This is a genomic window from Pseudomonas synxantha BG33R, assembly GCF_000263715.2.
GTDB classification, from domain to species: domain Bacteria; phylum Pseudomonadota; class Gammaproteobacteria; order Pseudomonadales; family Pseudomonadaceae; genus Aquipseudomonas; species Aquipseudomonas synxantha_A.
In genome coordinates this window covers 5,213,466-5,234,701 of record NZ_CM001514.1, presented here as the reverse complement: position 1 = coordinate 5,234,701, position 21,236 = coordinate 5,213,466, and the positions used below count along the sequence as shown (strand labels likewise).

The window sequence follows — 21,236 nt, the reverse complement described above, 5'->3', positions numbered from 1 at the left end:
TGCTGAGACAGTCAGCTCGTTAGCGTGTTTGCTCAAAAGAGTGTGGCAAGCGAGCAGTTGCTGTTTCACAGGCAAAACTCTCCATGCATCATAACTTGGCGACGGCTATTATTAATTGACGCTGGGTACGTCAAGAAATGCAAACTTTCTCGCGGCAGAAGTTATTGTCCGTACGTAGGCTGATGTTCGAATTTATATATCAGGAATACATCGAAGAGTCTTCCTTTGCAGGCTCTCTGACAGGTGAAGCCACGAGGTTTTCGTGCTGTTGGAGGTGATCGCGAATCAGTTTGCGAATGACCTGAGAGATAGTAAGGTCAACGTCGTTGGACAAGGATTCCAGCCGTTGTTTGGTCGGCGCGTCGATGAGGATGGTCAGGCGCGTAGTTTTATCAGGCATTTTTCTAGTCCTTTTACATACAAAAGCGCGGTCTCAACTGCCGCGGGCAGCAAGTGATACGAGAAGTATTGAAGCCTTGAACCGTGCAGTCAGTACAGCGGGATTCTAATTCAACTCTCCTGGTGTTTTCTACAGAGGGTGATTGAAAGTTGAGATAATGTGAGCTCCTGCACCTTTTACCAATATCCCTATTATCATGCGATTGTAATCCAATGAGCCTGAATACTAACAAGGCTCCAATGAAATTATACGAAGTAGTGGGGGCTGTCAAAATTAATACTGTCTATAACTAAAGTAGTGTATAGGCGCGCTGATAAATGTGGTCAGGCGATTCTTGCGCATTATGCCGGGTTTTTTTTCAGCGTTTCGCCGAAAAATACAGATCGAAAAAAAGCTGTTGTTTGCTTTTGATTTTTGTGGTTGGGACGTAGGGGCGAGGTCGAGGGGGTTAAAGCAAAAAGGGCCAGGATGACCCTTTTTCAGGTGGCGGGATCAAGCAAAAACGAAGTACTTGCGCACGGTCTCCACTACTTCCCAGGTACCTTTCATGCCTGGCTCCACCACGAAGATATCCCCAGCGCGCAGATGGATCGGCGCCATGCCTTCAGGCGTGATCACGCAGTAGCCTTCCTGGAAATGGCAGTATTCCCACTTCACGTACTCCACGTACCACTTACCCGGCGTGCAGATCCAGGTGCCCATGATCTTGCTGCCGTCTTCGCTGGTATAGGCGTTGAGGTTGACGGTGTGCGGGTCGCCTTCAAGCTTTTCCCATTTGCAGGCATCCAGGACCGGCAGTGGGTGGGTGTCGCGCAGTACGGTGATGGGCTTGGACATGATGACTCCGAGGCAGGGAAGGGAAAGCTCAACCCTAAGGCCTTGGGCGCCGCGCCAGTGGTCTGAACTCGACATCGGGATGTCCAGAAGCGCAGGCCATGTGATGAGCTGGAAATCACCCCCATCCCTGTGGGAGCCGGGCTTGCCCGCGATAGCGGAGTGTCAGGCAATGAAGAGGCTGGCTGCGCCATCGTCATCGCGGGCAAGCCCGGCTCCCACAAGGGGCATGTCTAAACGAAAGATTTGCGCAGTAACTGACCATTTCCTCGCAGTAAGTGCGAAATATTTCCCATCTCACGCCAGAATTCGCAAGAAAATTCAGAGCTGGCCCTCGTATCATTCACCCCAGTACCCAGTGAGAGCCTTGCAATGAACCCAATAAAAACGTGGTGGGATATCAGCCCGCCCTTGAGCACGGCGACCCCGACCTGGCCGGGCGATACGCCGTTCCAGGAAGAGCGCGTGTGGCAGTTCGGCCCGGAGTGTCCGGTAAATGTGGGGCGCGTAACCCTGTCGCCGCACACCGGTGCCCATGTGGATGCACCGCTGCATTACAGCGCCGATGGCGCGCCGATTGGCGAGGTTTCGCTGGATGTATATATGGGGCCGTGCCGGGTATTGCATTGCCTGGGCAGCGGCGCGTTGGTGCAGCCGCATCAGTTGCAAGGGCGTGTGGATAACCTGCCGGAGCGCGTGTTGTTGCGTACTTATCCACAAGCGCCACTGACTGAATGGGATTCGAATTTCACTGCCATCGCCCCGCAAACCATTGAGCTGCTCGCCGGCCTGGGTGTGCGCCTGATCGGTATCGATACGCCGTCCCTGGACCCGCAACAATCCAAGACCATGGATTCCCACAACGCCGTGGCGCGCCATGGCATGGCGATCCTCGAAGGCATCGTGCTCGATGAAGTGCCGGAGGGCGACTATGAACTGATCGCGCTGCCGCTACGTTTTGCCCATCTCGATGCCAGCCCGGTCCGCGCCATTCTCCGCCCGCTCAAGGAGCCCACGCGATGAGCCAATGTCCTTTCTCAGCTGATTACCAACCGCCGGAAGAATGGCATAACGCCGAACTGAATTTTTCCGAGTCCATGAGCTATGGCGATTACCTGGACCTGGGCAAAGTCCTCAGCGCCCAGCACCCGCTTTCTCCAGACCACAACGAAATGCTCTTCATCATCCAGCACCAGACCTCGGAGCTGTGGATGAAGCTGATGCTTCACGAACTCAAGGCTGCCCGCGAACATGTGCGCCTGGGTGAGCTGCCACCAGCGTTCAAGATGCTGGCGCGGGTGTCGCGGATCTTCGATCAACTGGTGCACGCCTGGGCCGTGCTGGCGACCATGACGCCGTCGGAGTACAAGGCGATTCGCCCGTTCCTGGGGCAGTCGTCGGGGTTTCAGTCGTTCCAGTACCGCGAGATCGAATTTATCCTGGGCAACAAAAGCCCGGCGCTGCTGCGGCCCCATGCTCATCGCCCGGATTTGCTGCAGCAATTGCAGGTGGCGATTGCCACGCCGTCGCTGTATGACGAAGCGGTCAACCTGATGGTCAAGGCCGGACTGGCGATTGACCCTCAGCGCGCCGAGCGCGACCCGACGGCGGCCACAGTGCATGACGACTCCGTGGAGGCGGCGTGGCGCGAGGTGTATCGCGACCCGAATCGGTATTGGGACTTGTATCAATTGGCCGAGAAGTTTATCGACCTGGAAGATTCGTTCCGCCAATGGCGCTTCCGACATGTCACCACAGTGGAGCGCATCATCGGCTTTCAGCCGGGTACCGGCGGCACCGAAGGCGTGGGGTATTTGCGCAAGATGCTCGACACGGTGCTGTTCCCTGAACTCTGGCGAGTACGTTCCACGCTCTAAACAAAAAAGCCCCGCATCTGCGGGGCTTTTCATTTGGAATGCAGCTAAAAATGTGGGAGCAAGCCCCCTCCCACAGAGTTTACTGGGTGACTGCAACTTTCCCGTTTCTGATCCGAAACCGATAGGCGATGTAGATAATTCCCACCCACACCGGCATCGCATACACCGACTCGCGAATCCCCGGAATCGCCAGCATCACGCCAATGATCATCACCATGAACGCCAGGCACAGGTAGTTGCTGAACGGGAACCAGAAGGTCTTGAACGACGGCGTCACGCCTTGCTCGCCCATGGCCTTGCGGAACTTGATGTGGGTCAGGCTGATCAGCGCCCAGTTGATCATCAACGAAGCAACCACCAGCGCGAACAGCAACTCCAACGCACTGTGCGGCGCGACGTAGTTGACCACCACGCACAGCATCGTCACCAACGCCGAAATCGCCAGGGCCCGCAGCGGAACGCCTTGTTTGTTCAGCTTCATCAGCGCCTTGGGCGCGTCACCCTGCTCGGCCAGGCCGAACAACATGCGGCTGTTGCAGTACACGCCGCTGTTGTACACCGACAACGCCGCGGTCAGCACCACGAAGTTGAGGATGTGGGCGGCGGTGTCGTTGCCGATCAGCGAGAAGATCTGCACAAACGGGCTGCCGCTGTAGGCATCGCCCGACGCGCCGAGGGTTTGCAGCAATTGATCCCACGGGTACAGCGACAACAGCACGGTCAGCGCGCCGACGTAGAAAATCAGGATGCGGTACACCACCTGATTGATCGCTTTGGGGATCACCTTGCGCGGTTCGCTGGCTTCGGCGGCGGTGATGCCGACCAGTTCCAGGCCGCCGAACGAGAACATGATGAAGGCCATGGACATCAGCAGCCCCATGCCGCCGTTGGGGAAGAAACCGCCGTGGCTCCACAGGTTGCTGACCGACGCTTGCGGGCCGCCAGTGCCGCTGAACAGCAGGTAGCAGCCGAGCACGATCATGCCGACAATCGCCACCACCTTGATGATCGCAAACCAGAACTCGGCTTCACCGAAGAACTTCACGTTCAGGGTGTTGATCAGGTTCACCGCAACAAAGAACACCAGCGCGCTGACCCAGGTTGGAATCTCCGGCCACCAGAACTGGATGTACTTGCCTACCGCCGTCAACTCGGCCATGCCCACCAGCACGTAGAGCACCCAGTAGTTCCAACCCGCCAGAAAACCCGCGTAGCCGCCCCAGTATTTGTGCGCGAAGTGGCTGAAGGAGCCGGCCACCGGCTCTTCGACGATCATCTCGCCGAGCTGGCGCATGATCAGGAACGCGATAAAGCCGGCCACTGCATAGCCCAGGATCATCGACGGCCCCGCCGACTTGAGTACCCCGGCCGAGCCGAGGAACAAGCCTGTACCAATCGCGCCTCCCAAGGCGATCAGCTGAATGTGCCGGTTCTTCAGGCCACGCTTGAGGCCCACCGGGTTAACCATGTCATCCGCCATTAACATTCCCTTCTACTTGTTTTTCTCAAGGGTGATTGCACGCCGCATCGGCCCCTCAGAACTGCTGAGGGTCAGATATTACTCTGCGTAAACTTTTCGTAATACAGCTGAACGCCATCAAGTGCCTGATCCACCAGCCATTGTTGAATGGATTCGACCATTGGAGGGGGGCCGCACACGTACATATCCGCCGATCTGTCCCGCAATTCGGCCAGGTCAAAATGTTCGGTGAGGTAGCCGCGCTTGCCGGGCCATTCGGATGAAGCATCGCTGAGTACTTCGGTGTAGCGAAATCCCGGGATTTTCCTCGCGTAGTCCTGGATACGCGCCGCTTCGCATAAATCCTCGGCACTGCGCACGCCGTAGTAGAGGTGCACCGGTTGCGAGCAACCGTTGGCCGCCAGTTCATCGAGCATACCCAGCAACGCCGACAACCCGGTACCGCCCGCCACCAGCACCAGCGGCCGGGTGACATGCCGGAGGTAGAACGCCCCCAATGGCGCCTCCAGCAGCATCGCGTCGCCCGCCTGGCAGCGTTCGCGCAGGTAGTTGCTCATCACCCCATCCGGCAGCAGGCGCACCAGGAACTGCAGTTGGTTACCCGGCCGATTGGCGAAGGAGTAGGAGCGCCAACTGTCGGTGCCGGGCACCGCGACACGAGCGTACTGGCCGGGCAGGAAATCCAGTGGCTGGTCCAGTTGCACCTGCAAGATCGCCGTACTGGTGGAGACCTGCTGCACGTCGCTCACCGTACCGCGTACCTGCACTGGCCCGGATGCATTGCACAGGCTTGAATCGAAGTCGAAGTAGAAGGTGGCGTCGGACTGCACCCGAGTCTGGCAACTGAGCATCTTGCGTTGCTGCAGGTCGAGGCTCGAGAGCGCTTCTTCGTCGACATAGTCCTGGGTGTACTCGCCGGATTCGCAACGCCCCTGGCAGGTTCCGCACACGCCTTCGCGGCAATCGAGCGGGATCTTGATACCGTTGCGCAGGGCTGCATCCAACAGGATTTCATTGGCGCCCACCGGGAAGAACAGGGTTTTGCCATCGGCAAAGCTGAAGGCCACTTTGTGATTCATTGGAAAAACTCCCGGTGCCTATAGGTGATAGAAATCCAGCACCGAGTTGATGGTGTCGTTGAGCAGCAAGGCGTGCTTGCGCATGATCAGCCAGCTGTCGCCCGCAGGCTTCAGGTGGTACGTGGCATGCCCGTAGAACTGCTCGGATGTGGCCAGGCGATAGAACAACGTGTGCCAGTTCAAGCGCACCTCCAAGGTGCCGTCAGCCTGCTCCGAAATGCGCAGGTTATTGATCAGGTGCAGAGTGCGCGGCATTGGCGTGGCCGAGGCAGCCTTGCCTGTGCGCAGGCGGAACACGCGGTCTTCCAGGCCTGAACGGTTGGCGTAGTAGATCAACGACATCTCACGTTTTGGGTCTTTGGTGTAGACGTGTTCCGAGTCCCATTGCGGCAAATGGAATTCGCTCTGGGGGTCGAACAACTGCACGTAGGCGTCCCAGTCCTGGGCGTCGCACAGTTCGGATTTACGGTAAAAAAACTGCTCGACCCGGTACTGCAATTGCGCATTCATCACTTCACCTCCCGCAGGCTCAGGGCCTGCTGGTCCAAACCCTTGAGCAGAAACTGTTGCCAATTGCGGTGCTGGTTGACGTACAAGCCTTCGTGGGTGAATTCAGTGCCGGTCATGGCCGGTTGAATGCCGATGGCTTCACTGTTGGGCGTGGGTCCGGTCTCCCAGCGGTGGCTGCCCCGTGATATATCGCTCCAGCGTTCCAGGCGGCCCTGGAAACCGCGCTGGGCTTCGCGAAACTCCACCAGGTCGTCCGGCGTGCCCATGCCCGAGACGTTGAAGAAATCTTCGAACTGGCGAATGCGGTTTTCGCGATCCGCGTCGGATTCACCCTTGACCCCCAGGCATTGGCTGATGATCTCGGTCTTGTTCCAGGCCACTGGGCGGATGATGCGCAGCTGCGAACTGATCTGGTCGAGAAAGAACAGGCTGGGGTAGATGTTCAGGTTGCGCAGGCGGTGCATCATCCATTCGGCCTTTTGCTGGCCATGTTCGGCCACCAGGCGCGGCATGATGGTGGCGTAGCCGGAACGTACGCTGGGGTTGGGCATGTCGCTGAACAACACACTGTGGCCGTTATTGAAGGCGAACCAGCCGTCATCGGTATTCGCGTCGCCGGCGCCGAGCTTGCTGTAGTCCAGCGTTGTACTCGCGCCTGCGCCGTTCTCGGTATTGACCTGCTGGCGGTGCTGCACCGTGGCCACGTAGTTGTAGTGCACGGTGCTGACGTGATAACCGTCCAGCCCGTTTTCGTTTTGCAGCTTCCAGTTGCCGTCGTAGGTGTAGGCCGACTTGCCCGGCAGCACTTCCAGCTCTCCCGTGGCCGATTGTGCGACCATCATGTCGAAGAACACTTTGGCGTCGCCAAGGAAATCTTCCAGGCTGTTGGTGCCGTTTACGTCAAGGCTGATAAACACAAAGCCTTTGTAGCTTTCGATGCGCGCCTTTTTCAGGCCGCGGGTGGCTTTGTCGAAACCTTCCGGGTATTCCCCCGGCGCCTTGACCTTGACCAGCCGGCCATCGCTTTTGTAGCACCAGGCGTGGAACGGGCAGGTGAAGGTGGACTGGTTGCCCTTGCCCACGCGAGTGAGGGTGGTGCCGCGATGCTGGCAGGCATTGATCAGCGCGTTGAGCCGGCCTTCGCCGTCGCGGGTGATGATCATCGGCTGGCGCCCGGCACGCATCGTCACGAAGTCGTGGTTATTGGCCAGTTCGCTTTCGTGACAGGCATAGATCCAGTTTTTCTCGAAGATCAGTTCCATCTCCAGGTCGAACAACTCGGGTTCGGTGAACATGTCGCGGGCGATGCGGAACACTTCATCTGCCGGGCGAAAGTCCAGGCAGCTTTCGATAAAGGTTTTCCACTGCTCGACGGTTCTTGCACCACTCATGGGAGGCACCTTTTGATAATGGCTAAAACGGGTGAGCCATTAAGGCGCTGCAAGAGGGCGGTGGGCTATCCGCTTAATGGGGGAAGATGGGCCGCAAAGTTGGGCAGCAAATACCCAACACGGTGCGGCGCGGTGACGCAATGGGCTACTGTCATTGCAGGTGACGGTCGCAGAAAATCTGAATTTATCCACATAGTCGACGGTTGCTATCCACGTGGTTGCAACGGTGCCGACGTGGCTTGGAACTTGCTGTCGATGTTCAACGACGCGCCGCCAGAGCGCGCAAACGCCTAACCGCCGTGGGTGCAGCCCGATGAGTAGCCAGACACGCGATATTCACATTCAACGCTTTGACCTCGAAGGCGCCCGCAGCTGGATGTCCGGTATCTGCGGGCCCCATCGCCTGGCGACGGCCACCCCCGAGCGCCTGCGGTTTCACCACAGCGCCAACGTGTTCAAGTCCCGCGCCACCACCCTGGGCGTGATTGAGTACGGCACCGACGTGACCATCGACATCGAAGACGCCGAGCATTTCAGCAGCTACAGCCTGAGCCTGCCGTTGGTGGGCGAACAGGAACTGAGCAAGAACGGTGAACGCCTCAGGTCCAACCGCGACCAGGGCGTGATCATTTCACCCAACGAGCACCAGGTGCTGGCGATTTCCGGTGACTGTCGCAAGTTGCAGGTGGTGATCACCCGTGCGGCGATGAGCGAGTCGCTGGAAGGTTTGCTGCAACGGCCCATTGATGCGCCGCTGCGCTTTGAATCGGTGATGGATGCCGTGGACGGCGCCCCGGCTTCGTGGTGGCGCATGGCGCGATACTTCATCGCCGAACTGGAATGCAGCAGCGAGTTGTACGAGCAGGCCGCATTTACCCGGGACCTGGAAAGCTCGCTGATCAAAGGGCTGATCCTGGCCCAGCCGAATAACTATTCTGAAGAATTGCGCGAGGTGTTGGGGGTAAAACTGCCGCACTACCTGATTCGTGCGCGCCAGTACATCCACGACAACGCCCGTGAAGCGCTGCACCTGGAAGACCTGGAGGCGGCGGCTGGGGTGTCGCGGTTCAAGCTGTTCGATGCGTTTCGCAAGTACTTCGCCTTGTCGCCCATGGCGTATCTGAAGAAGCATCGGTTGGGGGCGGTGCGTCAGGAGATTCTTGAACAGGGCTCGATCCGAACCATCTCTGAAATTGCGTTGGGTTGGGGGTTTACGCACTTGGGGCGGTTTTCGGCGGAGTACCGCAAGCTGTTTGATGAGTCGCCCAGCCAGACATTGCAACGCAAGCGCCTGCGCATTACTTGAACCTGATGAAGATCAAAATGTGGGAGGGAGCAAGCCCCCTCCCACATTGGATTTTCAGTGCATATGGAATCTCAGATCAACTCCTCCACCAGTTGCAGGCAATGAGTCAGCCCCGGCGACTGGTCATTCACCCGTCGGCTCAGAATGATCGGCGAGGTCGCAGTCGCCTCCACCACCGGCGTATAGCCAATATCCGCCCGATGCAGCACCTGCACCGACGCCGGTACCAGCGTCACACCCATACCGGCGCCTACCAGGCCGATGGCGGTCTGCAACTCGTTGGTCCACTGCGCCACCTTCAGGCTCAAACCGTGGGCGTCGAACAGCGCGATCACATGGTCGGCATAACTGGGGCGCGGGTTGCCTGGGTAGAGCACAAAGGGCTCGGTGGCCAACTGGGCGAGGGTGGCAGGGGTACCCAGCAAGGGGTGGCCGCTGGGCAGCACGGCCACCAGGCGATCCTCCACCAATACGCGCTGGACGATGGCCGGGTCGTCGATGCGAATGCGCCCGAAACCCACATCGATGCGCCCGGCCTTGAGCGCTTCGACCTGTTGCAGCGTAGTCATCTCCGACAAGCCCAACTCCAGCTCCAGGGCCTCGTGATTGCGCAGCCTGCGAATCAGTTCCGGCAGCACGCCGTACAAGGTCGAGGGTGCAAAGCCGATGCCCAGCCACGTCTTCTCGCCAAGGCCGATACGCCGCGTGTTGTCGCAAACCGTGCCCAACTGTTCGAGCAGCACATTGGCGTGTTCATAGAAAAACCGCCCGGCTTCGGTCAGGCGCAACGGTCGGCTACGCTCCAGCAGCAGCACCCCGAGTTCATCCTCCAGCTGCTGGATTTGCCGGCTCAAGGGCGGCTGGGCGATGTGCAGGCGTTCGGCAGCCCGGGTGAAATTGAGGGTCTCGCCCAGCACCTGGAAATAGCGCAAGTGACGCAGTTCCATATCGACTCCTTTCATACCTTGAGGGTATCGAACAAGACCAATTCTATATTGGAAGCCCGAAAAAATGCGGAACAGAATCGACGCAAATCTATAAAGAACCCAACGGGTATTGCCATGCCGATTTGCACCATCGAGTCGATCGACACCCTCATCGTCGATCTCCCCACCATTCGCCCGCACAAGCTGGCGATGCACACTATGCAAAACCAGACCCTGGTGATTATCCGTCTGCGGTGCACCGACGGCATTGAAGGCATCGGCGAAGCTACCACCATCGGTGGCCTCAGCTATGGCAATGAAAGCCCCGACAGCATCAAGGTCAACATCGACCGCCATTTCGCGCCGCTGTTGATCGGCCAGGATGCGAACAATATCAACGCCGCCATGTTGCGCCTGGAGCGCAGTATTCGCGGCAACACCTTTGCCAAATCCGGCATCGAAAGCGCCTTGCTCGACGCCCTCGGCAAACGCCTGGGCCTGCCGGTCAGCGAACTGCTCGGCGGGCGCGTGCGTGACGCGTTGCCGGTGGCCTGGACCCTGGCCAGCGGCAATACCGAACAGGACATCAGCGAGGCCGAGAAAATGCTCGACCTGCGCCGTCACCGCATCTTCAAATTGAAGATCGGCGCCGGTGAAGTCAGCCGCGACCTGGCCCATGTGATCGCGATCAAAAAAGCCCTGGGCGAGCGCGCCAGTGTGCGTGTCGACGTCAACCAGGCCTGGGATGAGGCCGTGGCGCTGCGGGCGTGCAAGGTGCTCGGCGACAACGGTATCGACCTTATCGAGCAACCCATCTCACGCAACAACCGTGGCGGTATGGCCCGGCTCAACCTGTCGAGCCCGGTGCCGATCATGGCCGATGAGTCCATCGAGTGTGTCGAAGATGCGTTCAACCTGGCGCGTGAAGGCGCGGCCTCGGTGTTTGCCCTCAAGATTGCCAAGAACGGTGGGCCCCGCGCCGTGCTGCGTACGGCGGCGATCGGCGAGGCGGCAGGCATCGGCCTGTACGGCGGCACCATGCTCGAAGGTGGTATCGGCACCCTGGCGTCGGCCCATGCCTTCCTCACGCTGAACACACTGGCGTGGGGCACCGAGCTGTTCGGCCCGTTGTTGCTCACCGAAGACATCCTTGCCGAGCCACCGGTGTACCGCGATTTCCAGCTGCATGTTTCCACCGCTCCGGGCCTGGGCCTGGCGCTCGATGAAGAGCGTCTGGCGTTCTTTTGCCGTGACAAACACTAAGAGGCGCCTGCCATGTTGTTCCACGTAAAAATGACTGTGAACCTGCCCCTCGACATGCCCTCCGAGCTTGCCGACAGCCTCAAGGCCGAAGAGAAAGCCTTGGCGCAACACCTGCAACAAGAGGGCAAGTGGCGCCACCTGTGGCGCATCGCCGGGCACTACGCCAACTACAGCGTGTTCGATGTCGACAGCGTGCAGGACCTGCATGACCTGCTGATGCAACTGCCATTGTTTCCTTACATGGCTATCGAAGTGAATGCGCTGTGCCGGCACCCGTCGTCCATCCATGCGGACGACCGCTAAGCCGGTTTCAACCTGATAATTACAAGATAAGGAGTGCACCATGTCCATCCGCCTGTCCCAGACTGCCCACGCCCAACGCTTTCTCGAAGAAGCCAGCGGCAACCTCAATGACGCCGGCAACCCGCGCGCCAAGGCGCTGATCTACCGGATCCTGCGCGACACTGTGAACATCATCGAAGACCTGGAAGTGACCCCCGAGGAGTTCTGGAAGGCGGTCAACTACCTCAATGATCTGGGTAAAAACCAGGAAGCCGGCCTGCTCGCCGCTGGCCTGGGCCTGGAGCATTACCTGGACCTGTTGATGGACGCCGCCGATGAGCAGGCGGGCAAGTCCGGCGGTACACCGCGCACCATCGAAGGCCCGCTGTACGTGGCCGGCGCGCCGCTGTCCAAATACGAGGCACGGCTGGATGATGGCAAGGATGACGCGGTGCCGTTGTTCATGCGCGGGCAAGTGCGCGATACCGAGGGCAGGCCATTGGCGGGGGCGGTTGTCGATGTGTGGCAGGCCAATACGGGCGGTACTTATTCGTGGTTCGACCCGAATCAGTCTGAATTCAACCTGCGCCGACGTATCGAGACGGATGCCCAGGGCCACTACCGTTTTCGCAGCATCGTACCCTCGGGCTACGGCTGCCCGCCGACCGGGCCGACGCAGCAGTTGCTCGACCAATTGGGGCGCCACGGGCAACGGCCGGCGCATATCCACTTTTTCATCTCGGCGCCCGGGCATCGGCACCTGACCACCCAGATCAACCTCTCGGATGACCCGTACCTGCATGATGACTTTGCCTATGCCACCCGCGATGAACTGATTGCCGAGATCCGCTTCAGCGACGATCCGCAACTGGCGCGCGAATTTGGCGTGGAAGGGCGGTTTGCGCAGATTGATTTTGACTTTGAGTTGCAGGTGGCTGATGCGCCGGTAGAGCAGAAACGCATGCAGCGCGTACGTGCCCTCGAAGACTGATCTGTGGGAGCTGGCTTGCCTGCGATAGCGATGGTGAATGTTCCACCGCTATCGCAGGCAAGCCAGCTCCCACATTGGTTTTGGGTGTTTGTGTTATTTGCGCACGACCAGGTCCAACACCTCATCCCGGTCCTTGATCTTCTGCAGCACTATCTCCGAACGGATATCCATCACCCCCGCCGTGCGGTTCAGGTGGTTCACGATAAAGTCCGAAAAGTGCTTGAGGTTGCGTGCCTGCACCCGCAGCACATAGTTGCTGGCACCGGTGATCACATAGGCGCTCGCCACCTCCGGCCAGCCTTGCACCTTCTTGATAAAGGTCTCATGCCAGTCCTCGATATCCTGGCGCAGCGACAGGTGCACGATGGCTTCGAGTTCGATCCCCAACTGTTCGGCATTCAATACCGCGCGATAGCCGCTGATGATTCCTTCGCTCTCCAACAAGCGCAAACGGCGCAGGCAGGCAGAGGGTGACAGCGCGACTTTTTCCGCCAGTTCCTGGTTGCTGATACGGCCATCCTGTTGCAGAAAATGCAGGAGGCGCAGGTCGGTGGCGTCGAGAATCATGCTTGGAAGATATCCGCGTGTTTTGAGTTTAAATTCGAATTTCCTACAGCTTAAATAGCCGTTTACCCACCACTTTGCACGAAAATTCTCTAAAAGTTCGTTCATTATTTGGTCCATCCTCACTTATAAAAACCAGGACGACCCATGACCACTCGAAGCCATTGCCAAGCCCTCGACACCCAGGACCCTTTGGCTCCCCTGCGTGCCCAATTCGCCCTGCCCGAGGGCGTGATCTACCTCGACGGCAACTCCCTCGGCGCGCGCCCGGTGGCAGCGCTGGAGCGGGCGCAGCAGGTGATCGCCCAAGAGTGGGGCAATGGCTTGATTCGCAGCTGGAACAGCGCGGGCTGGGCAGATTTGTCCCAGCGCCTGGGTAATCGCCTCGCACCGTTGATCGGTGCGCGTGAGGACGAAGTGGTGGTCACCGATACCACCTCGATCAACCTGTTCAAGGTGCTGAGCGCGGCGTTGAGTGTGCAGCGTCAACGCTCTCCGGCGCGCAAGGTGATCGTCAGCGAAGCGAATAACTTTCCCACCGATTTGTATATCGCCGAGGGCCTGGCCGAACTGCTGCAACAAGGCTATTCCCTGCGCCTGGTCAACAGCCCGGCCGAACTGCCCAAGGCCATCGACGCAGACGTGGCGGTGGTGATGCTCACCCACGTCAACTACAAGACTGGCTACATGTACGACATGGCGGCGCTGACTGCGCTGAGCCACGAGTGTGGCGCGCTGAGCCTCTGGGACCTGGCGCACTCAGCGGGCGCGGTGCCTGTGGACCTGCACCAGGCCGGCGCTGATTATGCCATTGGCTGCACCTACAAATACCTCAATGGCGGCCCGGGCTCTCAGGCATTTGTGTGGGTCAATCCGGCGTTGGTGGATGTGGTGCGTCAGCCGTTGTCGGGCTGGTTCGGGCATACCCGCCAATTCGCCATGGAGTCGAGCTACGCCCCCAGCGCCGGCATCGCGCGCTACCTGTGCGGTACCCAACCGATCACTTCGTTGGCCATGGTGGAATGCGGCCTGGACATTTTCGCCCAGACCGACATGGCCAGCCTGCGCAGCAAATCCCTGGCATTGACCGACCTGTTTATCGCGTTGGTCGAAAGCCGCTGCGCCGCCCATGGCCTGGAACTGATCACGCCGCGTGAGCACGCCCGGCGCGGCAGCCATGTGAGCTTCGAACACCCCGAAGGTTACGCGGTGATCCAGGCCCTGATCGCCCGAGGCGTGATCGGCGATTACCGTGAGCCGCGGATCATGCGCTTTGGTTTCACGCCGCTGTACACAAGCTTTACCGAGGTGTGGGACGCCGTGGAAATCCTTGGTGAAATTCTCGACAACCGCACCTGGGACCAGCCGCAATTCAAAGTCCGAAACAGCGTTACTTAAGAGCAACACAGGTCAAATGTGGGAGCTGGCTTGCCTGCGATAGTGTCGGTGCATTCACTACCGTTATCGCAGGCAAGCCAGCTCCCACAGGTTCAGCGTCAGCCACCATCACAATAATAAAGGGGCACTCCAGTGACCACGCCAGACAACGGCTTTGCAGAAATCACCCACCGCGAACTGGGCCTCAGGCGCCAGCTCACTTCCGGCCAGATGAGCATGATCGCTATCGGTGGCGCCATCGGCACCGGGCTGTTCATGGGCAGCGCCTACGCCATTGGCTATGCCGGGCCCAGCGTGCTGGTGAGCTATGCCATCGGCGCCTTGATCACCTTGCTGCTGATGGGCTGCCTGGCGGAGATGACGGTGGCCCATTCCACCTCTGGCTCCTTTGGCGCCTATGCCGAGTTCTACATCAGCCCGCTGGCCGGGTTCCTGGTGCGGTATGCCTATTGGGCGGCGATTGTGCTGGCGGTGGGGGCCGAGGTTACGGCGGTGGCGATGTACATGAAGTACTGGTTCGTCAATGTGCCGGAATGGGTATGGATCGTATCGTTTTCCAGTGTATTGATTGTGCTCAATGCGATCAGCGTGAAGACCTTCGGCAACTTCGAATACTGGTTCTCGACCATCAAGATCAGCGCCATTGTCGGCTTCATCATCCTGGCGGTGTATGTGGTGTTCGGTTCTGGCAACCCGCAGTACGGCGTGCAGAACTACACGGCCCACGAGGGCTTTTTTCCCCATGGCTTGAGTGGCATGTGGATCGCGGTGATCGTGTCGATCTTCAGTTACCTCAGCGTCGAGATGATCGCCGTGGCCGCCGGTGAAGCCGCCGACCCGGAACAGGCGGTGAAGAAAGCGTTCCGCGCTACCATCGTACGGCTGGTGGTGTTCTACCTGCTGACCCTGGCGCTGATGCTCGCCATCGTGCCGTGGAACCAGGCCGGTCAGGCTCAGAGCCCGTTCGTCACGGTGATGCAGACCATCGGCATTCCGGGCGCCACCGGGGTGATGAATTTCGTGATTCTGATCGCAGCGCTGTCGGCGATGAACAGTCAGCTCTACATCACCACGCGCATGATGTTCAGCCTGTCCCGTGCCGGTTTCGCCCCCAAGGCCATGGGTGCCTTGAGCAAGAACGGCATCCCGCTGAATGCCTTGTTGCTGTCCAGCTCGGGCATTGCCCTGGCGACCCTGCTGAATGTGGTGTACCCGGAAAGCTCATTCACCCTGATGATGGCGATCTCGATGTTTGGCGCGATCTTCACCTGGTTCATGATCTTCCTCACGCACCTGTTCTTTCGTCGCTATCGCAAGCGCCATGGCGGGGCGAAGTTGTCGTTCCAGTTGCGCCTGTTTCCCTACAGTACGCTGCTGGGGTTGGTGCTGATGGGGGCGGTAATGATCACCACCTATTTCACCGAAGCGTTCAAGATGACCTTGGTCTTCGGCGTGCCGTTCCTGTTGATTCTGTCGGCGGTGTATTACGGGTTCTTCCGCAAGGGCAGGGCCAAGGCGTCGAACAAAGCCCTGGCGTAACCCGGCAGTTGCTCGAACGAGCGTGCGCATAACAGCAACGAGCGGCAGGCCCACTCCTCTTGCAGGGGGTGGGCCTTGAAACGGCGTTCTGACGGCCAGCGCTCCAGGGCTGCCTGAGGCACGATACCCAGGCCCGCGCCGCCGGCGACCATGCGAATCAACCCATCAAAACCGTCGGCGCGAATGCGTGTCTGCAAGCGAAAGCCTGTGTGCAGTGCCTGTTCTTCCAGATAAACCGCCAGCGCGCTGTTGGCCGCCAGGCCCACGTAGTCGTATTGCAAGCTGTCGATAAAACTCGGGCGGGTCAACGGGTGGTCCAGGGGCATGATCAGCACCAGCGGATCATCGCGAAACGCCAGGGTCTGCAAGCCGTGGGTGTCCACGGCATCGGAAATAATCCCCAGGTCGGCGGTGCCCTGGCGCAAGGCTTGGGTGATGCGCAGGCTGGGCAATTCTTGCAAGTCGATATCGAGGTTGGGGTGCTCGCGCAAAAAGTGTGCGAGCAATTCAGGCAGGTACTCGCTAAGGGCGGTGGTATTGCACAGCAAGCGTACCTGGCCTTTGACGCCATTGGCGTATTCGGCCAGGTCCTGTTGCAGGTGTTCGGCCTGTTGCAACAGCAGGCGAGCGTGCCGAGCCAGGGCTTTGCCTGCCGGCGTTGGGGTGACGCCACGGCGGCCACGCTCAAGAAACGCGATGCCCAGTGAAGACTCCATTGCCCGGATGCGTGCGCTGGCGGCCGCCAGGGATAAATGACTACGGGCTGCACCGGCAGTGATATTGCCGCTGTCGAGGATGTGCAGATAGAGGCGCAGGTCGATCAGGTCAAAGTGCATGGCTGCAGGTTTCCGGTGATTGGGCGGGCGTCATCGCAGGCAAGCCAGCTCCCACATTTTGAACTGTGAATACATTCAAGTGTGGGAGCTGGCTTGCCTGCGATGACGGCATCAGCCTCACAAAAAACAAGAGGCTGCCTCAGTATATGGCGAATTTTCAGCCTCTCTCCAGCCCTGCACAATCGGTGCATGAATACCTTCCTAGCGTTCTACCAAAACCTCGGTCCAACCCTGACGGCGTTGGTCATCACCACTTTCCTGCTGGCCGGTACGGTCAAAGGCATCATCGGCCTTGGCCTGCCCACTGTAGCCATGGGCATGCTCGGCCTGGCTATGTTACCGGCGCAGGCTGCGGCGTTGCTGATCATTCCTTCGACGGTGACCAACCTTTGGCAACTGACTTTTGGGGGGCACTTGAGTGCCTTGCTCAAACGCCTGTGGCCGATGCTGCTGCTGATTTTCTGCGGCACCGGGCTAGGCTCCGTGTGGCTGGGCATGGACGGTGGGCCGTGGGTGGTCCGCGCGTTGGGTGCGGCGTTGCTGGTATATGCGTTGAGCGGCTTGTTCCTGCCGACCTTCAAGGTCGCGCCCCGGACCGAGCGCTGGCTGGGGCCCTTGTGTGGGCTGATCACCGGCATCATCACCTCGGCCACCGGTGTTTTCGTGATCCCTGCGGTGCCGTATCTGCAAGCGCTGGGCTTGAGCCGTGATCAGTTGGTGCAGGCGCTGGGGCTGTCGTTCACGGTGTCGACACTGGCGCTGGCCGCCGGGCTGGCCTGGCGCGGAGCGTTGGGCAGTGGTGAAATCGGTGCGTCAATGTTGGCGCTGGTGCCTGCATTGCTGGGGATGTGGCTGGGCCAAGTGGTTCGCCGACGCCTCAGTGCGCTGTGGTTCAAACGCGGGTTTTTCACCGGCATGGCGTTGTTGGGAGGCCATTTGTTGCTGGCTGGTTAATAATGACTGTGCCTGTGCCCGCCGATAAATGAAGGACCGCCCGTGAAAGCCCGTTCCGATGAGCTACAGATCTTCGTCAGCGTGATTGAATGCGGCTCGATTTCTGCCGCCGCCGAAAAGGTCGGGCAAACGCCGTCTGCGGTCAGCCGCACGCTGTCGCGCCTGGAAGCCAAGCTCGACACCACGCTGATCAACCGCACCACGCGACGCATGGACCTGACTGAAGAGGGCAAGTACTTCTTCGAGCAGGCCAAGGTGATCCTGGCGCAGATGGACGAGCTGGAAGAGCGCCTGTCGTCGCGCCAGAAAAAACCGGCCGGCCGCCTGCGTATCAATGCCGCAGTACCGTTCATGCTGCACGGGATCGTGCCGTACATCGCCGAGTTTCGCCGCTTGTACCCGGATATCCAGTTGGAACTCAACAGCGACGACTTGATCATCGACCTGCTCGAACAAAGCACCGACATCGCCATTCGTATCGGCACCCTGGCCGACTCGACCCTTCATGCGCGCTCCTTGGGCAGCACGCCGCTGCATATCCTGGCCAGCCCCGACTACCTCAAGCAGTACGGCACGCCGACGACCGTTGCCGAGTTGGCCGATCACACCTTGCTGGGCTTCACTCACACCGAGACCCTCAACCACTGGCCGCTGCGTCATGGCGAAGGTGACCGCTGGCTGATCCAGCCCAGTGTCAGCGCGTCCAGTGGCGAAACTGTGCGCCAGTTGGCGCTGCAGGGGCAGGGTATTTGTTGCCTGTCGAATTTCATGACGGTCGACGATATCGATGCCGGCCGCCTGGTGCCCATGCTGGAGGCGTCCAACAGCGGTTATCGCCAGCCGATCCACGCGGTGTTCTATCGCAACTCGCAATTGGCGCTGCGCATTCAGTGCTTCCTGGAGTTCATTCAGGCCAAGCTGGCGCGGTATGCGCGCTGATTCGTGACTTGCACGCAAGAGTGAATTGGGCCGTACGGGCTTATTCGACAGCAGTGGGGGCTGGATACTGGGCGCATCACTTACCCAGTCAGGAGCAACCTCCATGAATGTATTCGTTACCGGTGCAGCAGGGTTTATCGGCGGTTCCATCGCCACCGGCCTGGTCAACGCTGGCCATGACGTCACCGGCCTGGTGCGCAGCGCCGAACAAGCCGCCGAAATGGCCGCCCTGGGCATTACGCCGGTGATCGGCACCCTCGACGACGCAGCCGTATTGACCGAGCAGGCACAGAAGGCTGATGCGGTGATCAACGCTGCCAGCAGCGACCATCGCGCCGCCGTGGAAACCTTGCTGGCCGCCTTGAAAGGCTCGAACAAGCCGTTCCTGCATACCAGCGGGTCGAGCATTGTCGGGGATGCGTCGGGCGGCAAGGCCAGTGAAGTCATCTACTTCGAAGACAACCTGCCTGAGCCGACCGCCGACAAAGCCGCGCGGGTGGCGATCGACAACCTGATCCTCGCGGCGGCCAGTGACGGTGTGAATTCGGCGGTGATCTGCAACACCCTGATCTACGGCCACAGCCTGGGCGTAAAGCGTGACAGCGTGCAATTGCCACGCTTGCTCAAGCAGGCACGCAAGAGCGGTGTAGTGCGCCATGTGGGCAGCGGGCAGAACATCTGGTCCAACGTGCACATTGAGGATGTGGTCGCCCTGTATCTGCTGGCACTGACCAAAAACGTCCCGGGTACTTTCTACTTTGTGGAAAGCAGCGAAGCGGCGTTTATCGACATGACCACGGCGATTGCCCAGGCGCTGAACCTGGGCGAACCGCAGGATTGGCCGTTGGCCGAGGCTGAAGCCGAGTGGGGCTATGAAATGGCCAACTACGGGTTGGGCTCCAACAGCCGCGTACGCGGCAAGCACGCCCGCGAACTGTTGGGCTGGGTGCCCAAGCGTACGTCGGTGGTGGAGTGGATTCGTGACGAGATGGTCTGATTCGCTTGAGGCCTGGGTGTAGCTGTCGGGAGCAAGCCCCCTCCCACATTTGACCGATTTCCAACTTTGGAATGCATTCAAGTGTGGGAGGGGGCTTGCTCCCGATTGGGGCCACTCAGTCCTGGAGGCTAGCCCCACTCGCCGCAATTCCGTACCATTCCCCGCCTTATCCCTCGCAATTCCCCGGTACTCCATGAACCTCACCCGTCTGCGCGCCGACGCCCTGGCCGGCCTCACCACGTCTTTTGCGCTGCTGCCCGAATGCATCGCCTTTGCCCTGGTGGCCCACCTCAACCCGCTGATGGGGCTCTACGGCGCTTTTATCATCTGCACCCTCACTGCCTTGTTCGGCGGCCGCCCGGGCATGGTCTCGGGCGCAGCCGGCTCGATGGCGGTGGTGATTGTTGCGCTGGTGGTGCAACACGGGGTGGAGTATCTGCTTGCGACAGTGCTATTGGGCGGGTTGATCATGATCGCCTTCGGCCTGCTGCGCCTGGGCAAGCTGGTGCGCATGGTGCCGCACTCGGTGATGCTCGGTTTCGTCAATGGCCTGGCGATCATCATTGCGCTGGCGCAACTGGAACATTTCAAGAGCGGCGAACGCTGGCTAAGCGGCACGCCTTTATATGTGATGGCGGGCCTGGTTGTGGTGACCATGGCGATTGTCTACCTGCTGCCACGCCTGACCCGCGCTGTGCCGCCCGCGTTGGTGGCGATCCTTGGCGTTGGTCTGGCGGTGTACCTGCTTGGTCTGCCGACCCGTACGCTGGGCGATATGGCGCACATCGCCGGTGGCTTGCCGACCTTCGCCCTGCCGCAAATCCCCTGGACCTTCGACACGCTCGGCATCATCGCGCCCTACGCGTTCCTGATGGCGATGGTCGGCCTGCTGGAAACCCTGCTGACCCTCAACCTCACCGACGAAATCACCGAAACCCGAGGCTATCCCGACCGCGAAAGCGTCGCGCTAGGCGCAGCGAATATGGTCTCGGGCCTGTTCGGCGGCATGGGCGGTTGCGCGATGATCGGGCAAACCGTGATCAACCTCAGCTCCGGTGGGCGCGGGCGTTTCTCCGGGGTGTTTGCCGGGGTGATGATCCTGTTGTTCATTCTGTTTCTGTCACCGCTGATCGAGCGGATTCCGTTGGCGGCGTTGGTAGGCGTGATGTTCGTGGTGTCGCAGCAGACCTTCGCCTGGGCCTCGTTGCGGGTGATCAACAAGGTGCCGCTCAATGATGTGCTGGTGATCATGGCGGTGACGATCATCACCGTGTTTACCGACCTGGCCACCGCGGTGCTGTGCGGTATCGTCATCGCCGCGTTGAATTTTGCCTGGCAGCAGGCGCGAGAGCTGTACGCCGATGAACATCTGGAGGCCGACGGCAGCAAGCTTTACCGGGTGCATGGCACCTTGTTCTTCGCCTCGACCACGCCGTTCTTGAACCAATTCGATCCGGCCAATGACCCGGCCCGGGTGACGCTGGATTGCCGCCACCTGAGTGTTGTCGACTATTCGGCGATCGCTGCGCTGATGACCTTGCGCGAGCGCTATACCAAGGCCGGTAAGCATCTGCGGGTGCTGCATTTATCCGAGCGCTGCAAGAAGCTACTCAAGCGCGCCAGGGTTCACCATGACTGAGTGAGCCCCTGTGGCGAGGGAGCAAGCTCCC

Annotated in this window: 21 protein-coding genes; 12 read left to right on the top strand and 9 right to left on the bottom strand. The window is 59.8% G+C overall.

All coding sequences use genetic code 11. The features are described 5' to 3' along the window. Nucleotides 1–199: 199 nt before the first annotated feature. Complete coding sequence (locus tag PSEBG33_RS04655) at nt 200–400, bottom strand: hypothetical protein (protein ID WP_005791371.1); 201 nt, start codon at nt 398–400, stop codon at nt 200–202. A 492-nt stretch (nt 401–892) separates the two neighbouring features. After that, complete coding sequence (locus tag PSEBG33_RS04660; RefSeq protein WP_003194115.1) at nt 893–1,237, bottom strand: cupin domain-containing protein; 345 nt, start codon at nt 1,235–1,237, stop codon at nt 893–895. Nucleotides 1,238–1,606: 369 nt separating this feature from the next. Between PSEBG33_RS04660 and kynB the strand changes: the two genes are divergently transcribed. After that, complete coding sequence (kynB, locus tag PSEBG33_RS04665) at nt 1,607–2,257, top strand: arylformamidase (protein ID WP_005791369.1); 651 nt, start codon at nt 1,607–1,609, stop codon at nt 2,255–2,257. Beyond that, on the top strand, nt 2,254–3,111 hold the full coding sequence (gene kynA / locus PSEBG33_RS04670; RefSeq protein ID WP_005791367.1) for a tryptophan 2,3-dioxygenase: 858 nt from the start codon (nt 2,254–2,256) through the stop codon (nt 3,109–3,111). The genes kynB and kynA overlap by 4 nt, the downstream gene beginning before the upstream one ends. Before the next feature lie 79 nt (nt 3,112–3,190). Here kynA and PSEBG33_RS04675 read toward each other — a convergent pair whose 3' ends face one another. From PSEBG33_RS04675 to antA, 4 genes are all read right to left on the bottom strand, one after another. Then, nucleotides 3,191–4,591, bottom strand: a complete 1,401-nt coding sequence (locus PSEBG33_RS04675; RefSeq protein ID WP_005791366.1) for an amino acid permease — start codon at nt 4,589–4,591, stop codon at nt 3,191–3,193. Between the two features lie 71 nt (nt 4,592–4,662). After that, the gene (antC, locus tag PSEBG33_RS04680) at nt 4,663–5,670 is read right to left on the bottom strand and encodes an anthranilate 1,2-dioxygenase electron transfer component AntC (RefSeq protein WP_005791364.1); all 1,008 of its coding nucleotides are present in this window, start codon (nt 5,668–5,670) and stop codon (nt 4,663–4,665) included. 18 nt (nt 5,671–5,688) lie between these two features. After that, entirely contained in the window at nt 5,689–6,180 is a 492-nt protein-coding gene (gene antB / locus PSEBG33_RS04685) for an anthranilate 1,2-dioxygenase small subunit (protein ID WP_005791362.1), read from the bottom strand. Further along, nucleotides 6,180–7,571, bottom strand: coding sequence for an anthranilate 1,2-dioxygenase large subunit (antA, locus tag PSEBG33_RS04690; protein WP_005791361.1), 1,392 nt, complete (start codon nt 7,569–7,571; stop codon nt 6,180–6,182). The genes antB and antA overlap by 1 nt, the downstream gene beginning before the upstream one ends. A gap of 313 nt (nt 7,572–7,884) precedes the next feature. On the opposite strand from antA, the gene PSEBG33_RS04695 reads away from it, so the two are divergent. Further along, nucleotides 7,885–8,877 carry an AraC family transcriptional regulator gene (locus tag PSEBG33_RS04695; protein WP_005791359.1) on the top strand — a complete coding sequence of 331 codons (993 nt, stop codon included), beginning with the start codon at nt 7,885–7,887 and terminating at the stop codon, nt 8,875–8,877. A 71-nt stretch (nt 8,878–8,948) separates the two neighbouring features. Here the strand turns inward: PSEBG33_RS04695 and PSEBG33_RS04700 are convergent, their stop codons facing one another. Continuing rightward, complete coding sequence (locus PSEBG33_RS04700) at nt 8,949–9,824, bottom strand: LysR family transcriptional regulator (protein ID WP_005791357.1); 876 nt, start codon at nt 9,822–9,824, stop codon at nt 8,949–8,951. A 114-nt stretch (nt 9,825–9,938) separates the two neighbouring features. Here PSEBG33_RS04700 and PSEBG33_RS04705 point away from each other — a divergent pair, with 114 nt between their 5' ends. From PSEBG33_RS04705 to catA, 3 genes are read left to right on the top strand one after another with little or no spacing between them, the layout of a single operon-like run. Then, complete coding sequence (locus tag PSEBG33_RS04705) at nt 9,939–11,066, top strand: muconate cycloisomerase family protein (protein ID WP_005791355.1); 1,128 nt, start codon at nt 9,939–9,941, stop codon at nt 11,064–11,066. Nucleotides 11,067–11,078: 12 nt separating this feature from the next. Then, nucleotides 11,079–11,369, top strand: coding sequence for a muconolactone Delta-isomerase (gene catC, locus PSEBG33_RS04710; RefSeq protein ID WP_005791354.1), 291 nt, complete (start codon nt 11,079–11,081; stop codon nt 11,367–11,369). Between the two features lie 40 nt (nt 11,370–11,409). Next, entirely contained in the window at nt 11,410–12,339 is a 930-nt protein-coding gene (gene catA, locus PSEBG33_RS04715) for a catechol 1,2-dioxygenase (protein ID WP_005791352.1), read from the top strand. A 93-nt stretch (nt 12,340–12,432) separates the two neighbouring features. Here catA and PSEBG33_RS04720 read toward each other — a convergent pair whose 3' ends face one another. Beyond that, a complete protein-coding gene (locus PSEBG33_RS04720; RefSeq protein ID WP_005791350.1) occupies nt 12,433–12,906 on the bottom strand; it encodes an Lrp/AsnC family transcriptional regulator in 474 nt (157 codons plus the stop codon). Nucleotides 12,907–13,050: 144 nt separating this feature from the next. On the opposite strand from PSEBG33_RS04720, the gene kynU reads away from it, so the two are divergent. Further along, entirely contained in the window at nt 13,051–14,301 is a 1,251-nt protein-coding gene (gene kynU / locus PSEBG33_RS04725; protein WP_005791348.1) for a kynureninase, read from the top strand. Nucleotides 14,302–14,433: 132 nt separating this feature from the next. Beyond that, the gene (locus tag PSEBG33_RS04730; RefSeq protein ID WP_005791346.1) at nt 14,434–15,840 is read left to right on the top strand and encodes an amino acid permease; all 1,407 of its coding nucleotides are present in this window, start codon (nt 14,434–14,436) and stop codon (nt 15,838–15,840) included. Here the strand turns inward: PSEBG33_RS04730 and PSEBG33_RS04735 are convergent. Beyond that, the gene (locus tag PSEBG33_RS04735; protein ID WP_005791344.1) at nt 15,786–16,676 is read right to left on the bottom strand and encodes a LysR substrate-binding domain-containing protein; all 891 of its coding nucleotides are present in this window, start codon (nt 16,674–16,676) and stop codon (nt 15,786–15,788) included. The genes PSEBG33_RS04730 and PSEBG33_RS04735 overlap by 55 nt on opposite strands. 189 nt (nt 16,677–16,865) lie before the next feature. On the opposite strand from PSEBG33_RS04735, the gene PSEBG33_RS04740 reads away from it, so the two are divergent. From PSEBG33_RS04740 to PSEBG33_RS04755, 4 genes are all read left to right on the top strand, one after another. Beyond that, on the top strand, nt 16,866–17,630 hold the full coding sequence (locus tag PSEBG33_RS04740) for a sulfite exporter TauE/SafE family protein (protein ID WP_005791342.1): 765 nt from the start codon (nt 16,866–16,868) through the stop codon (nt 17,628–17,630). Between the two features lie 42 nt (nt 17,631–17,672). After that, the gene (locus PSEBG33_RS04745; RefSeq protein WP_005791340.1) at nt 17,673–18,569 is read left to right on the top strand and encodes a LysR family transcriptional regulator; all 897 of its coding nucleotides are present in this window, start codon (nt 17,673–17,675) and stop codon (nt 18,567–18,569) included. Nucleotides 18,570–18,672: 103 nt separating this feature from the next. Further along, nucleotides 18,673–19,566 carry an NAD-dependent epimerase/dehydratase family protein gene (locus PSEBG33_RS04750; RefSeq protein WP_005791338.1) on the top strand — a complete coding sequence of 298 codons (894 nt, stop codon included), beginning with the start codon at nt 18,673–18,675 and terminating at the stop codon, nt 19,564–19,566. Nucleotides 19,567–19,759: 193 nt separating this feature from the next. Further along, nucleotides 19,760–21,205, top strand: a complete 1,446-nt coding sequence (locus PSEBG33_RS04755; RefSeq protein ID WP_005791336.1) for a SulP family inorganic anion transporter — start codon at nt 19,760–19,762, stop codon at nt 21,203–21,205. Nucleotides 21,206–21,236 lie beyond the last annotated feature (31 nt).

Excerpts from the sequence above, each read along its gene's own strand:
- PSEBG33_RS04755 (WP_005791336.1), top strand. The coding sequence starts at position 19,760 with ATGAACCTCACCCGTCTGCGCGCCGACGCCCTGGCCGGCCTCACCACG.
- PSEBG33_RS04750 (WP_005791338.1), top strand. The coding sequence starts at position 18,673 with ATGAATGTATTCGTTACCGGTGCAGCAGGGTTTATCGGCGGTTCCATC.
- antC (WP_005791364.1), bottom strand. The coding sequence starts at position 5,670 with ATGAATCACAAAGTGGCCTTCAGCTTTGCCGATGGCAAAACCCTGTTC.
- PSEBG33_RS04695 (WP_005791359.1), top strand. The coding sequence starts at position 7,885 with ATGAGTAGCCAGACACGCGATATTCACATTCAACGCTTTGACCTCGAA.
- catA (WP_005791352.1), top strand. The coding sequence starts at position 11,410 with ATGTCCATCCGCCTGTCCCAGACTGCCCACGCCCAACGCTTTCTCGAA.
- PSEBG33_RS04740 (WP_005791342.1), top strand. The coding sequence starts at position 16,866 with ATGAATACCTTCCTAGCGTTCTACCAAAACCTCGGTCCAACCCTGACG.
- catC (WP_005791354.1), top strand. The coding sequence starts at position 11,079 with ATGTTGTTCCACGTAAAAATGACTGTGAACCTGCCCCTCGACATGCCC.
- kynA (WP_005791367.1), top strand. The coding sequence starts at position 2,254 with ATGAGCCAATGTCCTTTCTCAGCTGATTACCAACCGCCGGAAGAATGG.
- PSEBG33_RS04660 (WP_003194115.1), bottom strand. The coding sequence starts at position 1,237 with ATGTCCAAGCCCATCACCGTACTGCGCGACACCCACCCACTGCCGGTC.
- kynU (WP_005791348.1), top strand. The coding sequence starts at position 13,051 with ATGACCACTCGAAGCCATTGCCAAGCCCTCGACACCCAGGACCCTTTG.
- kynB (WP_005791369.1), top strand. The coding sequence starts at position 1,607 with ATGAACCCAATAAAAACGTGGTGGGATATCAGCCCGCCCTTGAGCACG.
- PSEBG33_RS04675 (WP_005791366.1), bottom strand. The coding sequence starts at position 4,591 with ATGGCGGATGACATGGTTAACCCGGTGGGCCTCAAGCGTGGCCTGAAG.
- PSEBG33_RS04720 (WP_005791350.1), bottom strand. The coding sequence starts at position 12,906 with ATGATTCTCGACGCCACCGACCTGCGCCTCCTGCATTTTCTGCAACAG.
- PSEBG33_RS04735 (WP_005791344.1), bottom strand. The coding sequence starts at position 16,676 with ATGCACTTTGACCTGATCGACCTGCGCCTCTATCTGCACATCCTCGAC.
- PSEBG33_RS04700 (WP_005791357.1), bottom strand. The coding sequence starts at position 9,824 with ATGGAACTGCGTCACTTGCGCTATTTCCAGGTGCTGGGCGAGACCCTC.
- PSEBG33_RS04705 (WP_005791355.1), top strand. The coding sequence starts at position 9,939 with ATGCCGATTTGCACCATCGAGTCGATCGACACCCTCATCGTCGATCTC.
- antA (WP_005791361.1), bottom strand. The coding sequence starts at position 7,571 with ATGAGTGGTGCAAGAACCGTCGAGCAGTGGAAAACCTTTATCGAAAGC.
- antB (WP_005791362.1), bottom strand. The coding sequence starts at position 6,180 with ATGAATGCGCAATTGCAGTACCGGGTCGAGCAGTTTTTTTACCGTAAA.
- PSEBG33_RS04655 (WP_005791371.1), bottom strand. The coding sequence starts at position 400 with ATGCCTGATAAAACTACGCGCCTGACCATCCTCATCGACGCGCCGACC.